A 13761-nucleotide genomic window follows, 5' to 3' on the forward strand; every position below is an offset into this window, starting at 1 on the left:
CAGAACCTTCCTCAAAACACCCCAAAAGAACTTTGGCACTAACGTCATTCGGATGAACCGGTTCCAGTATTTTTCCACTTCGCAAAACATTATCCGATAAAATAATACCGCCTTTGTTCATTTTTGGAACAATCATTTCCTAATAATTGATGTAGTTTTCTTTATCGGTATGAATGAAAACCAACTAATTCTTCTTTGGTGTCAGTTGTATGAACTTATCCGTTTTTCTGTATTTTTCACACAAACCCAGAGCAGTATAACCGGTATAAGTGCCAATTTCATAAGTATTTAGTTGAAAATTATTTTGTATAATATTTTTTGACGGGATTTTGAAAATACACACTCGTCATTTGTAGGAAAAGAAAGGTTTTTTTGAGGGATTTCTTGATAAATATATGGTAGAGAGAGGGTAATAGGTCTGGTGATGAGGCAAAATTACCTGTTATTTGATCAAAATGATAATGATTTAAAATAGTGGAATTGTTGTGTAACAAGTTGATTTAGTGTTGAATGCTTTTTTTTTTTGATATTGTTTTAGGTGTGGTTATAATTTACAAGATAAAAATTAGTACCGTGTAAGTTAATTTTTGTTAATTTTAATAAAAGTATAAGTTAAAGATTGTTTAACGGATAAAACGATAGACAATTTATAGAAAGATGTTTAATTAAAATTAAGATGATTATGAAAAATGTAAATTATGTATTAGGAAATTGTAAAAAACTGTCAGGGATCAAATTTATTCTTTCCATGATGGTATTGTTATCGGTTAATTTTGGTTACAGCCAGAGTCAATATTATAGCTATTATACATTATTTAGAGATGCTAAAGATGACTATACAAAATCAGATAGCTGGGTTTTCTCGATTGATGATGACGTTTCGAGTCCAAATAAACCCGGAGCTTTTAGCTGGTTTTCAAATGGAGGCAGAAATCTTGATGATTTAATGATGACTCTTACTAAGCGTTGGCCAGAGATAAATAGATTTGAACTAAGGATGCAGGGCTCTGTTGTGGTGCAAAATTTCAATAATAAAGATGCTCATTGGGATAATCTGACTATGTGGGCAGATAACACTAAATCGTATATACAGAGTAATGGAGATGATGACGGTTTATTAATTTCTTCCAATACAGGCAATAAAATATCTCTGGGAGATGGAAATGATGAGGTGGCAATTAATTCTAAGAAGCTCATTCTGGATTACGGCGGAACTAATGATTTGGCACAGGTTGCCATAAATGCTGGTAATCCGGTAAATGGAGCCGCTTTAACAGTGGGGGGAATGACGTACATTGGCAACTCCAAAAGTATTGAATCTAACCCCGGAATATCAAATGATCTTAAAGAGGATTGCTCTTTGTTTGTCGAAAAACAAATTTTGGCATCAGATTTAAATATTATTCCTAAGCAATACTGGATGGACTCTGTTTTTGAAAGTGATTATAAGAAAATGGATTTAGATACTTTGGAGGGTTATGTTAAAGAGAACAAACACCTTCCGGGTATAGTTTCGGAGAAAGAAGTAAATGAAAAAGGATATAAAATACATGATTTTAATGTAGGTCTTCTACAAAATGTTGAAGAGCTGCTACTTCATATCATTGACCAAAATAAAAAAAATGAAGCATTGAGTAAAAAAATTGAAGTATTGACTAGAAAGATAGAAGTTTTGGAAAGCCAGAGTAGTCAGCATAAATAATATACATTTTCTTCACGATTCAATTTTTATCCTGAATAGTGAAAATCTCGTTCAATTCGTATAGATTTTAAAATTTAACAAGAGATAATTATGAAAAAAAAGTATATTATTTTGAATTTTATATCTTGTCTTTCGGGTTTTATGCATGCTCAGCAAACAGAAGGCAGTGGTGTTGTCAGCTATCCTGATAATAACGTAAAGGTAGTTGGAGAAAAAATTTTCTGGTCTGCAAATCCCAAAACAGACAATAGCAGTGAGTCTGATTTACTGACCACATATTACAAAGGACTTTACAACCGTCGTAACAACTATCTGAGCGGTATTAAGGGAACCATAGATAAACCCGGAGGTTACATCAAAATCGAGGTGCATGCTTACGACAGCAAGAGAGCGGGAGGGTTGCAGTTATTGACAGATGATGAGAAGACATTTGTAACCAGGCCTATCTATGGAGTTGAGATTACTCAAAGCTCTCCAAATGCATTTTCGAAAACAACAAAAGAGCTGAATTATGAATATTGGGATCATGGCCTTCAGCGTGGTAAGATTTCTTCTGATGATATAAAAACACTGGGTGCTAAATCATTGAATGCAGTTGCAGTGAATTGTGGAAACTGGGCATGGAACTGGCTCCGGGCTTTCAGCCTAGTAAGTTCTTCCTGTTCTTTGGAAATAGATGAGGATAAACTGATACAGTTAGAAAACCAGCCAGTAGTGGTAAAAATTTCGATGAAAGATGCGACTTTGATAGACACGCGTGTTCCTGCTTTAGCCAATAATGATAACCTAAAGAGAATTGTAAAAAATGAGTTTCCCTATCTTGTTATCAATAAGGTAAATGTAGAGATCTTAGAAGCTCCCGACGATAATAATCCGGTTAGTTTTTACAAGGATATGGTAACAAAATCATTCGATTGGGCTAATAAGGTCTATACAGCCAGGACAGGTAAGACCTTACCGGAAGCAGCGGTAAAAGAAGGAGCAAAAATCGGTAATCCGAGAGTGGTGTTCAAAGATATCAATGTTGTTATCCGCAAAGGGTCACAGAAAGCATATAGAATGCCTTCAATAGAATTTGGAGGAGAAGACGGAGATATAGACCTCAAAGCCGTTCGCGACGATGGTGTACTATACATCAAATATGCACATACATTTTATGGCAATGATCCAGAAGAAGATTATGCAATGGGGAAAACAATTTCAAAATTTAACGTTGAGAGCCGTTTTAAAAAATCTTTGATTTTAATAAGCTACAGAGAATATCTTACTCCTGATTTTGTAAGTAGGAATGTTGGTGTTCCGGCACATGAGTTGGGACATTATTTTAGATTGAAGCATACTTTTGAATACGGATGCAGAGAACCAAATGATGGAATTAGTGATACTCCTCCAGCAGAAATATTATTCAAGATGCCGGATTATAAAAATTGTATTGCTCCCGTTCAATGTGATGGTAAGAGAAGATTAATAGAGAATATTATGGATTATAGTTGGGACTGTTCATTTATGTTCACTCCAGGACAGGCCGAAGTAATGAGAAATTCAATTTGGAAAGACTACCCTAATTTGAATACTACTCAGATATCATCGGATGAGAGGATCAATATAGTCCCTAACATTACCGTGAGTGATTTGAGAGTTGGTCCCATGAAGAGATCTGGTACAGAGAATAAGGAAGATATTACAGAACAAAAAGTAGAAAAATCTCAAAACATTGGTATATATCCCAATCCTGTGAAAGACAAATTAAATGTCGCCAATGTCGAAAACGAAGACTATGTAATTTTCAGCATTAATGGGCAGCAGATATTATCCGGCAGAACTCAGAAAGGACAGATTGATGTTGGAACTTTACCAGAAGGAATGTATATTATCAAAATAAAAAATACTAACAAACGTTTTATTAAAGAGTAATGAAATGACAATGGGGCTATTGCTTATTGCTAAAATAGCCTCATTGTTTTTTAAAAGTTCGCTGTCAACTGTTTTGCCAGAACTAGATCCAAAGCTCAGAGAGCTAAAAAAGTAAACTAAAGAACACGGCTCACAGTCAGTCCATCACGGATAGGCAGTAAAACCGTTTCGACTCTGGGGTCATTTTTCAAGAGTAGATTGTACTCCAAAAGGACTTTGGTGCTAACGTCATTTGGATGAACCGGTTCCAGTATTTTTCCGCTCCACAAAACATTATCCGATAAAATAATACCGCCTTTGTTCATCTTTGGAACGATCATTTCCCAATAATTGATATAATTTTCTTTATCGGCATCGATAAAAACTAAATCAAACTTGACGTCTAAAGTTGGAATGATTTCGACAGCTTCTCCTAAATGCTGGAAAATTTGTTTTCCCCAAGGTGATGCATCAAAATATTTACGTTGAAAATCGACTAATTCTTCTTTAATGTCAATGGTGTGCAGTTGCCCGTTTTCCTGCATTCCCTCACACAGACATAAAGCTGCATAACCGGTATAAGTTCCAATTTCGAGAATGTTCACAGGACGAATCAATTTCGAGAGCATGCTTAAAACACGCCCCTGAAAATGCCCGCTAAGCATTCTTGGCAGTAATATTTTTTGGTATGTTTCCTTATTTAGTTTAGCCAACAATTCCGGTTCGTTTTCAGAATGTTGCTCGATATAATCTTCCAGGTCTTGTGAAATAAAATGCATCTTGTCGTATCTTCTAATTTTGAGTGTAAAAATACTAAAAATTGTGGTTCCTTTTTTGGCATAAAAAAACCATTCGTTGTAACGAATGGTCTTAGTTTCATAAATTGAAGAGACTATTTTTTCAAAGCCTCATTAACTTCCTTAGCTGTTTTCACCGTACCGTCTTTAGCAGCTTTAGCAGCATTTTCTACTTTTTCAGCGCCTTTTTTAGTAGCGTCTTTTACATCTTCTGCTGCTTTTTTGGTAGCTTCTTTTACATCCTCGGCAGCATTTTCAGTTTTGCTCACAGCACTATCCTTTACTTCTTTAATATCAGTAGTTAAAGAGTCAACTTTGTTGCCAAGAGTTAGTTCTTCCTCTGCAGGTTTTGGTTCCTTCTTTTCGCAAGATTGTACAGCGAATGCTAATAGAGCGATAACAGCCAGACTTAAGATTTGTTTTTTCATAAGAAATTGATTTTTTTAGATTGATTAAATTTAAAAGTTATAAAGCTGAAAAATAAAGATACACATTTTAAAATGATTGAGCTCTTTGTAAGATTATTTTCCTTTTGAGTGCAAGACAATTCTCGTGCCAAAGTTTTGAGTTTTGAAATGCTGAGCATTTTTTTTTATTCATTTTTAGAATAGAAAAGTATTTATTGTTCCATATTTTTATTTCGCTGCTTTTAAATCGTTATTTAATCACTAATATATTCTCATTTTTTGCAAAATCAGTCAAAGTGATGTTGAAGATCACTGTTAATTCTTTCCCGGCTCTAACAACTCCAAGTGCTGCTGACGGGGTTGTCATTTCAAAATCACTAAAAGTCATTCGGTTAGAGCCTTGCAGCGCAAAAGTGCCGTCTTTATAGGCTGTTACTCTGATCTGGGTTTTATAATCTTTACTAACACCCGCTATAGTGTAAGTTCCGATAAGATTCCAGGTGTTTTCGTTTACTTTTTCGGCAGATTTTAGAGCGTATTTAATGTTTTTGTAATCTTCGGTTTCCAAAGCTTTATAAGCAACATCGTCCATGCTGCCTTTGCCGCTTTTTAAGCTTTCAGCTGATAAGGAAACGGTCAGGTTTTTTATATCTGTAATTTTCGAATCTGTAACAGTTAAGAAAGCACTTCCCACTCCATCTGAAGATTTCATCGTCCAATCGTGTATATTGGAAGTTCCTGCAACTTCAAAGGCCGATTTTGATAAGCTATATCTCTTTTGTGAGTTTACTTGTAAAGATAACATCAGTACTGCTGCTAATAAAATAGATTGGATCGTTTTCATCTGTATAGGTATTTGTTAAATTTTAAGATCAGTGTGTGGTTCAGTTGGTTTTTGATAATGAGTTACTGTCTTTTTCTTATGTCAAATTTATTACGAACGAATAGTAAAAGACCTGATAAAAATCATGGTTAGGTTTTTATTTAAAGCGTATAATAGAGAGAAAATACATTTTCTGAGAAATGTTTTAAAAAGTGATTAACTTTGCAGCATGCAAATGGAGAAAAAAGATATAAGAGCCTTAACAAAAGATCAGCTTCGCGATTTTTTTGTCGCTAATAATGATAAAGCCTTTCGTGGAAATCAAGTCTACGAATGGTTATGGAGTAAAGGAGCACACAGTTTTGAAGACATGACTAATGTTGCCAAAACAACTCGCACGATGCTGGAGGAAAATTTTGTAATCAATCATATCAAGGTAGATACCATGCAGCGCAGCAGTGACGGAACTGTAAAAAATGCCGTTCGTTTGCATGATGGTTTAGTGGTAGAGTCAGTATTGATTCCAACAGAAACCAGAACAACAGCCTGCGTTTCAAGTCAGGTTGGGTGCAGTCTGGATTGTAATTTCTGTGCTACTTCACGATTGAAGAGAATGCGAAACCTGGAACCTGGAGAAATCTACGATCAGATTATTGCAATAGACAAAGAGAGTCGATTGTATCACAATCATCCGCTTTCGAATATTGTTTTTATGGGAATGGGTGAGCCTTTGATGAATTACAACAACGTCATCAAAGCTATTGATATGGTTACCTCGCCGGAAGGATTAGGGATGTCACCAAAACGTATTATGGTTTCGACTTCCGGAATTCCGAAGATGATTAAAAAAATGGCCGATGATGATGTAAAATTCAAACTGGCAGTTTCTCTGCATTCGGCTATTGATGATGTACGTGCGCGAATCATGCCTTTCAGTAAAAATTTTCCGTTAAAAGATTTGCGTGAAGCTTTGGAATACTGGTACAGAAAAACCAAAAGTAAAATCTCTTACGAATATGTAGTCTGGAAAGGAATCAATGACGACAAAGCTTCGATTGATGCTTTGGTAAAGTTTTGTAAATATGTTCCGTGTAAAGTCAATTTAATTGAATACAATCCAATTGATGACGGCGAGTTTCAACAAGCTTCAGAAGAATCAATTCTGGCTTATATAAAAGCATTGGAAAATATCGGAGTAGTTGTAAAAGTACGCCGAAGCCGAGGAAAGGATATTGATGCTGCTTGCGGACAATTGGCCAATAAAGAAGGATAAATAATGTTTTGCGGTTTTGTACTGCAAACAAACAGCTTAATAATTTTTTAAAGATGCCTTGTTCTTCAAGGCATTTTTTATAGAGCATTGCCTGAGAGCGTACACTTTTGTTGATAACGAATTCAAATTGAGACAGAAGAAAATTTTTGGTTCGTTTTTTTACATTAGCATTTAAATTATTGATATACTAATGTAAAATACACTGTATTTTTTTATTTAAAATAGTATATTTGGGATCGAAATGAATATTACTTCTCAAATAAAACAGCCCATCTTTAACGAGATGGAACTTTTTGAAAAAAAGTTCCATGAATCGATGACCTCAAAGGTGGCTTTATTGAATCGTATTACCTATTATATCGTAAACCGAAAAGGAAAACAAATGCGTCCCATGTTTGTTTTTCTAACCGCTAAAATGGTTTCTGAAGGTATTGTAAACGAAAGAACCTATCGCGGAGCTTCTGTAATTGAACTTATTCATACCGCTACTTTGGTACACGATGACGTGGTAGACGATAGCAATCGCCGTCGTGGATTTTTCTCAATCAATGCACTTTGGAAAAATAAGATTGCCGTTTTGGTAGGAGACTATTTGTTGTCAAAAGGACTCTTGCTCTCTATAGATAATGGCGATTTTGATTTATTGAGAATCATTTCTGTCGCTGTTCGCGAAATGAGCGAAGGTGAATTGCTTCAAATTGAGAAAGCAAGAAGACTGGATATCACCGAAGAAGTATATTACGAAATCATCCGAAAGAAAACAGCGACACTTATTGCCGCCTGCTGCGCGCTTGGTGCAAAATCAGTAATTGAAGATGATGCTCATGTCGAAAACATGAGAAAATTTGGCGAACTTATCGGAATGGCTTTTCAAATCAAAGATGATTTATTTGATTACAGCGAAGAAGCTATCGGTAAACCAACCGGAATCGATATTAAAGAGCAAAAAATGACTTTGCCTTTAATTCATGTTTTAAATACTTGTACCCCGCAAGAAAAAAAGTGGTTGATAAACTCCATCAAAAACCACAATAAAGACAAAAAACGCGTCAAAGAAGTTATTGCTTTCGTAAAAAGTAATAATGGATTGGCTTATGCCGAACAGAAAATGGTACAATTTCAGCAGGAAGCACTTTTGTTACTGGATAATTTTTCAGATTCTGAATTTAAAGATGCCCTTGTTTTAATGGTAAATTACGTTATTGAAAGAAAGAAATAGTTTTTTTTAATTAGATAATTAGAAAATTTTGTTAATTAGATAATTGGTTTACTTTGTTGTAAATGAATGGTTTGATTGTGTGTTTTTGGAATTTGTAATTTTTTTATTGATTTTTTTCCATTCTCATGCAACCATTTCAAAACGTTATGCGTCTATGCTAATAGAAGTCTGTTACTAAACCAAAACTAACCGCTTATTAATGAAAATTATTCATTTACATCAGGAAGAAACCGAAATTATAAAGTTGGCTGTCGAGAATAACCGGCAAGCGCAGCAACAGATTTACAGTCGGTTTTCTTCAAAAATGTTAAGTGTTTGTCGACAGTATATAAAAGACATTCAATTGGCTGAAGATGTGATGATAACTGCCTTTATGAAAGTGTTTACCAATTTAAGCAGATTTGAGCACAAAGGAAGTTTTGAAGGTTGGGTCAGGCGGATTATGGTGAATGAATGTATTTCTTATTTAAGAGTTCATAAAAAAGTAAAGTTTAGTGAAGAAGAAATTTATATCGAAGAGAGTTTCAATGCCATTGACAGTCAGTTTTCGATCGATCAGATTCAGTTCTTAATTGATGCTTTACCGGAAGGTTATAAAATGGTTTTTAATTTATACGCCATAGAAGGATACAAACACAATGAAATTGCCAAGATGTTAGGGATTAACGAAGGAACATCAAAATCGCAATTATCGCATGCCAGAAAAATGCTGCAAACACAAATTAATAGTCTAAAAAAACAAGATAATGGAACCGAATAATTTTGAAAAGGATTTCCGTGAAAAACTAAATCAACGTAAAATTGAACCAAGTGATAAAGCCTGGGATCGATTGGATGCCATGTTGAGCGTTGCTGAAGAAAAGAAAACAACGGTTGCTTTTAGTTCACGAAGAAATGCGGCTAAAAAATGGCTCTATGTTGCTGCAAGTATTGTTGGTTTTTTATTGGTTGGAACGTTCTTTTTTAACCATAAGAAAAATACAGACGTAACATCAAAAGACATCATAGTGGTTAAGGAAGATGTAAAGAAAGATTCGGTTGTAAAGCCAACTTTAGAGACTAATATAGCTGTTAAAGAAGCAGTAGTAGTTTCAGAAGAGAAAACAATTAAAAAGTCAGTTCAACAAGAAAACCATCAGGAATCAAAATCGAATAAAATCATTACAAATAAATCCAATTCAATAGCGGAGTCTTCAATCATCATCAAAAACAATCCTGAAAAACAATCAATCAATCCACAGCCTTTAATGGCTAAAAATCCTGAAAAAGAAACGGTAGATCAGTTGCTGGGAACAGCTGAAAAAGTAATCGTCGCTGAAAATGCTGTTAAGCCAAAATCAAAAGTAAAAATCAATGCCAGTGATTTGCTTCAACAGGTCGATGGTGAATTAGAGCTGTCGTTTCGAGAAAAGGTAATTACAAAAGTCAATAAGAATTACCAAACGGTAAAAGTGGCTTTGGCAAATCGAAATCAGCAGGAATAAAGTTTCAACTCCAATCAGGAACGTGCTGTTGGAGAAAATCAAAAATTAAAGATCAAAAAAATAATTCCGATAGTTGTCGGGCAGACTTTTAGTGCCAATTTTTAATCCAATTAAAAATTGAGAATTAAAAAATAATCGTTTGCCATTCACATCTCACATTTTACAATTAGAAAAAAAACATCAATCAACAATCAAATTTTAAAAAAAAACAGTCATGAAAAATTTTACCATTCACTTCGTTATCCTTGTCTTTTTATTTGTAAGTAAAGTTATGGGACAAGAAATTTTTGAATCAAAAGCGAGAAAAATTGCCAACAAAATAGAGAAAGTTACGAAAGAGGAAAAAGAAGCTTTGAAAGAAGAAATTGAAGCAATTAATGTTCAGTTGTCTGAAGGGACAATCACTCAGGAACAAGCAGACAAGCGTAAAAAAGAATTAGCAGAAGCCAGAGCGATTATTATCGAAGAAAAAGTAACACTGGCGCAAAATGAGTTAAATGATTTAGTACAGCAAAAAGTGGACGGAAAAATCAAGGAAGGAAATTATAAAAGTGGACGTGCTTTGATTGTTCATTGGAATGACATAGAGTGGAAGGATGATAATAAAAAAAGAAAAGATTCTATACGTGGCGAAAGAAGAACCACATCGCAGTTTGTATTTGCGGCAGGTTTGAATAATATGATGGTTGATGGTAAATTGCAGGATTCTAAATATAGGTTTACAGGATCGCATTTTTACGAATGGGGATTTACCTATAACACCAGATTAATGAAAAACGATAATTTATTACATGCTAAATATGGATTGTCTTTAATGTATAATAATATTCGTCCGAGAGATAATAAATATTTTGTAGTCAATGGAAACCAGACAGAATTGCAAACCAATGCGATCCATTTAGATGAATCCCGTTTTAGAAATGTGTACATCGCAGTGCCAATTCATTTAGAGTTTGACTTTTCAAGACCAAAAGTGAGTAACGGAAAAACGTACTTTAGAACACATAATAGTTTTCGCTTTGGAGTTGGAGGTTACGCAGGAGTCAATGTAAAATCCAAACAAATTCTAAAATATGATCAGGATGACTTAGATTATAAAACAACTATAAAAGGAGATTATAATGTAAATAATTTTATTTACGGATTGAGTTCTTACATTGGTTATAAAGAAATGAGTTTGTATTTGAAATACGATTTAAACCCATTGTTTAGGAATAATACTGTAAAAGAAAATAATATTTCATTGGGATTAAGATTCGATTTTAATTAAGAATACATTGATTAGTTAGTGGAAAGAGCGCTTCGAAAGAGGTGCTTTTTTTTATTTAAAATTGCCCGATTTCATGGGGGATTTATGTAATTTTACATCCTTCAAATTTTATAAATATTTTACGTTTTGATTTCACAAAGTACGATTGATGCTGTTTTTGATGCTGCTCGAGTAGAGGAGGTTATTGGTGATTTTGTTAATTTAAAACGAGCCGGAAGTAACTTTAAAGGATTAAGTCCGTTCTCAGATGAACGCTCTCCATCGTTCATGGTTTCGCCTGCAAAGGGAATCTGGAAAGATTTTAGTACGGGAAAAGGAGGTAATTCAGTTAAGTTTCTGATTGAACATTCACAGTTTACCTATCCGGAAGCCATTCGATATCTGGCTAGAAAATACAATATAGAGATCGAAGAAACAGAACAGACGGATGCTGAAAAAGCAATGACAGATGTTCGTGAAAGTATGTATCTGGTCTCGGAATTTGCGAAAGACTATTTTCATAAAACACTTTTAAATTCAGAAGAAGGAAAAGCAATAGGACTTTCTTATTTTAAGGAAAGAGGTTTTACCAATGAAACCATCAAAAAATTTAGTTTAGGATATTCACCTGAAACCTGGGATGCTCTTACCAAAGAAGCCCTGGGTAAAGGATATAAGCTGGAGTTTCTGGAAAGTACCGGTTTGACCATTCCAAGAGAAGATCGTCCGTTTGACCGTTTCAAGGGACGTGTGATGTTTCCCATAGAAAGTATGTCCGGACGTGTTTTGGGTTTTGGAGGACGTATTCTAACCAATGATAAAAAAGCCGCTAAATACTTAAACTCGCCAGAGAGTGATATCTACCATAAAAGTAAAGTGCTTTATGGAATTTTTCAGGCCAAACAAGCGATTGCGAAACAAAACAACTGTTATTTGGTTGAAGGATATACGGATGTGATTCAGTTCCATCAGGCCGGAATCGAGAATGTGGTAGCTTCATCAGGAACCGCTTTAACACCGGATCAGATTCGTCTGATCAACCGATTAACTAGGAATATAACCGTTTTATTTGACGGAGATGCAGCGGGATTACGTGCTTCTGTTCGAGGAATCGATTTGATTCTGGAAGAAGGAATGAATGTAAGAGTTTGTGCTTTTCCTGATGGAGAAGATCCGGACAGTTTTGCACGAAAAAATTCGCACGATGATCTGGTTGCTTATTTAGAAGAAAACAGTAAAGATTTTATACAGTTTAAAGCCTCTCTCTTAATGAAAGAAGCGAAAAACGATCCTATAAAAAAGGCCGACTTGATTCGGGATATGGTCAATAGTATCTCGAAGATTCCGGATCGTATCCAGCGCGAAATTTACACTCAGGAATGTGCCCGAATCATGGATATTTCAGAGCAGGTATTGGTGAGTACTCTGGCGCAATTAATTCAAAAAGATCTTGCAGAAGCAGGCAAAAAGCAAAAGCAGGAGCAAAGACCCTTTGAAGTGCACAGGAATCAGCCTGCAAAACAAACCGGTTATTCAGGAGGCGATCCCGAAGATCCAAGGACAGGTCCGCCTGAGGATTATTATCCGGGAGAACCGGCGTATGCACAAGAGCCGACAGAGAAAGTTGATATTTTATACCGTTTAGAACGAAAAGTAATTGAAATCCTGCTGCTTTATGGTGATAAGCTGGAGGAGTTTGAGGATGTACTTTTAAAAACGAATGAAGAGGGCGAAGTAATAATGGTCTCTGAAATGAGAAATTATAAAGTCTATCAGCGTATTTATTTGAGTTTGCAGGAAGATGAGGTAGAACTTTCTAATAATTTGTTCCGCGATATCTTTACAGACTTAATCGGGTTTTACAATCAGCATGAAAAGTTCAGTCTTGAGCAATATTTAATGCGTCTGCAGCCTGATTTTGCTCAGGAAGTTACGGATATTTTAATGGAAGATGAAAGATTGACTCTTCACGATTGGGAAGGACAGAATATCTTTTCAAAAATGAAGCATGAAACGATTGCGCAATACGTTACTGAAACGATTATGTCAATGCGTTGGTTTCTGGTAGGCAAAATCATTGATGAATTAAAAAGCTCTATAAAACCTGATAATTCAGATAATACAGAGCTTTTGTCTATGGTTGTCGATTACTCAAAATTAGTTAATTCATTCGCGAAAAAACTGGGAAGAGTAATGTCACGATACCATTAAATAATTTCTAAAGTCTTAGCTTTGTTTACTAAGTCAACTAAATTAGTAACATTTAATTTAGTCAATAATCTTAATTTGTAAGTACTGATTGTTTTTTCGTTCAGGTTTAAGATTTTAGAGATTTCATTGTTCTTTTTACCATCGCTTAAATAACGTAAAACTTCGATCTCACGATTTGAAAGTTTTCTGTACAAACGCTCACTTTTGCTTTGTTTAGCAATAAGAGCCATGTTTTTACGTACGGTTTCGTTGATGATAATTTTTCCTTCATGTACCTTAATAATAGAAATACCTAAAGTTTCAAGTTTTTCTGTTTTGTGTACATAACCGGAAACTCCTGCTTTAATAGCATTTGGAGCATACATTTGTTCAGCGAGGTCACTAAAAATTACAATTTTTGTTTTTGGGAAATTCTTCAGGATGGATTTTACTTCGAAGATACTTGAAAGTCCTTCCAGTTCTAGGTCTAGAATCAGGATGTCGATTTCTTTCGTCTGAAGGATATCTCTAACCATTGAAAAATTGCCTACGTTGGCAACAATTGAAATTTGATCGTGGTCTTTAAAATAAGACTTAACGCCAAAGTGAGTCACAGGATGATTGTCTGCAAGACATACTTTAATCATAATTTTTACCTTTTTTAGAATTGTTCATGTTTTTGGAACTGTAAAATTAATAAATAAATTCTGTAATTAATTGCAGA

The 13761-nt window shown here is 34.7% G+C and carries 12 protein-coding genes and 1 pseudogene; 8 read left to right on the forward strand and 5 right to left on the reverse strand.

Annotation, left to right across the window (positions count from 1 at the left end):
* Positions 1-22 precede the first annotated feature (22 nt).
* Positions 23-292: pseudogene (locus OLM58_RS22135) on the reverse strand (O-methyltransferase); the annotation flags it as partial.
* A 390-nt stretch (positions 293-682) separates the two neighbouring features.
* On the opposite strand from OLM58_RS22135, the gene OLM58_RS11245 reads away from it, so the two are divergent.
* Together OLM58_RS11245 and OLM58_RS11250 are read left to right on the forward strand one after the other, a co-directional pair.
* A complete protein-coding gene (locus tag OLM58_RS11245) occupies positions 683-1702 on the forward strand; it encodes a hypothetical protein (protein ID WP_264532349.1) in 1020 nt (339 codons plus the stop codon).
* 90 nt (positions 1703-1792) lie between these two features.
* The gene (locus tag OLM58_RS11250; RefSeq protein ID WP_264532350.1) at positions 1793-3616 is read left to right on the forward strand and encodes a zinc-dependent metalloprotease; all 1824 of its coding nucleotides are present in this window, start codon (positions 1793-1795) and stop codon (positions 3614-3616) included.
* A 116-nt stretch (positions 3617-3732) separates the two neighbouring features.
* Here the strand turns inward: OLM58_RS11250 and OLM58_RS11255 are convergent, their stop codons facing one another.
* From OLM58_RS11255 to OLM58_RS11265, 3 genes are all read right to left on the reverse strand, one after another.
* A complete protein-coding gene (locus OLM58_RS11255) occupies positions 3733-4374 on the reverse strand; it encodes an O-methyltransferase (RefSeq protein ID WP_264532351.1) in 642 nt (213 codons plus the stop codon).
* A 113-nt stretch (positions 4375-4487) separates the two neighbouring features.
* Positions 4488-4820: a hypothetical protein gene (locus OLM58_RS11260; protein WP_229999977.1), complete on the reverse strand. Its 333-nt coding sequence runs from the start codon at positions 4818-4820 to the stop codon at positions 4488-4490.
* Between the two features lie 229 nt (positions 4821-5049).
* On the reverse strand, positions 5050-5643 hold the full coding sequence (locus OLM58_RS11265; protein WP_264532352.1) for a YceI family protein: 594 nt from the start codon (positions 5641-5643) through the stop codon (positions 5050-5052).
* Positions 5644-5851: 208 nt separating this feature from the next.
* On the opposite strand from OLM58_RS11265, the gene rlmN reads away from it, so the two are divergent.
* From rlmN to dnaG, 6 genes are all read left to right on the forward strand, one after another.
* Positions 5852-6895 carry a 23S rRNA (adenine(2503)-C(2))-methyltransferase RlmN gene (gene rlmN, locus OLM58_RS11270; RefSeq protein WP_017497037.1) on the forward strand — a complete coding sequence of 348 codons (1044 nt, stop codon included), beginning with the start codon at positions 5852-5854 and terminating at the stop codon, positions 6893-6895.
* Between the two features lie 241 nt (positions 6896-7136).
* Complete coding sequence (locus OLM58_RS11275) at positions 7137-8114, forward strand: polyprenyl synthetase family protein (RefSeq protein WP_264532353.1); 978 nt, start codon at positions 7137-7139, stop codon at positions 8112-8114.
* A gap of 199 nt (positions 8115-8313) precedes the next feature.
* The gene (locus OLM58_RS11280) at positions 8314-8874 is read left to right on the forward strand and encodes an RNA polymerase sigma factor (RefSeq protein WP_202703043.1); all 561 of its coding nucleotides are present in this window, start codon (positions 8314-8316) and stop codon (positions 8872-8874) included.
* On the forward strand, positions 8861-9598 hold the full coding sequence (locus tag OLM58_RS11285; protein WP_264532354.1) for a hypothetical protein: 738 nt from the start codon (positions 8861-8863) through the stop codon (positions 9596-9598). The genes OLM58_RS11280 and OLM58_RS11285 overlap by 14 nt, the downstream gene beginning before the upstream one ends.
* Before the next feature lie 214 nt (positions 9599-9812).
* Positions 9813-10868, forward strand: a complete 1056-nt coding sequence (locus OLM58_RS11290; protein ID WP_264532355.1) for a hypothetical protein — start codon at positions 9813-9815, stop codon at positions 10866-10868.
* A gap of 126 nt (positions 10869-10994) precedes the next feature.
* The gene (gene dnaG / locus OLM58_RS11295) at positions 10995-13058 is read left to right on the forward strand and encodes a DNA primase (protein WP_264532356.1); all 2064 of its coding nucleotides are present in this window, start codon (positions 10995-10997) and stop codon (positions 13056-13058) included.
* Here the strand turns inward: dnaG and OLM58_RS11300 are convergent.
* Positions 13055-13684, reverse strand: coding sequence for a response regulator transcription factor (locus OLM58_RS11300; RefSeq protein WP_017497031.1), 630 nt, complete (start codon positions 13682-13684; stop codon positions 13055-13057). The genes dnaG and OLM58_RS11300 overlap by 4 nt on opposite strands.
* Positions 13685-13761 lie beyond the last annotated feature (77 nt).

The organism is Flavobacterium sp. N502540, assembly GCF_025947365.1.
In the GTDB taxonomy this organism is placed as follows: domain Bacteria; phylum Bacteroidota; class Bacteroidia; order Flavobacteriales; family Flavobacteriaceae; genus Flavobacterium.

Excerpts from the sequence above, each read along its gene's own strand:
- OLM58_RS11245 (WP_264532349.1), top strand. The coding sequence starts at position 683 with ATGAAAAATGTAAATTATGTATTAGGAAATTGTAAAAAACTGTCAGGG.
- OLM58_RS11250 (WP_264532350.1), top strand. The coding sequence starts at position 1,793 with ATGAAAAAAAAGTATATTATTTTGAATTTTATATCTTGTCTTTCGGGT.
- OLM58_RS11255 (WP_264532351.1), bottom strand. The coding sequence starts at position 4,374 with ATGCATTTTATTTCACAAGACCTGGAAGATTATATCGAGCAACATTCT.
- OLM58_RS11260 (WP_229999977.1), bottom strand. The coding sequence starts at position 4,820 with ATGAAAAAACAAATCTTAAGTCTGGCTGTTATCGCTCTATTAGCATTC.
- OLM58_RS11265 (WP_264532352.1), bottom strand. The coding sequence starts at position 5,643 with ATGAAAACGATCCAATCTATTTTATTAGCAGCAGTACTGATGTTATCT.
- rlmN (WP_017497037.1), top strand. The coding sequence starts at position 5,852 with ATGCAAATGGAGAAAAAAGATATAAGAGCCTTAACAAAAGATCAGCTT.
- OLM58_RS11275 (WP_264532353.1), top strand. The coding sequence starts at position 7,137 with ATGAATATTACTTCTCAAATAAAACAGCCCATCTTTAACGAGATGGAA.
- OLM58_RS11280 (WP_202703043.1), top strand. The coding sequence starts at position 8,314 with ATGAAAATTATTCATTTACATCAGGAAGAAACCGAAATTATAAAGTTG.
- OLM58_RS11285 (WP_264532354.1), top strand. The coding sequence starts at position 8,861 with ATGGAACCGAATAATTTTGAAAAGGATTTCCGTGAAAAACTAAATCAA.
- OLM58_RS11290 (WP_264532355.1), top strand. The coding sequence starts at position 9,813 with ATGAAAAATTTTACCATTCACTTCGTTATCCTTGTCTTTTTATTTGTA.
- OLM58_RS11300 (WP_017497031.1), bottom strand. The coding sequence starts at position 13,684 with ATGATTAAAGTATGTCTTGCAGACAATCATCCTGTGACTCACTTTGGC.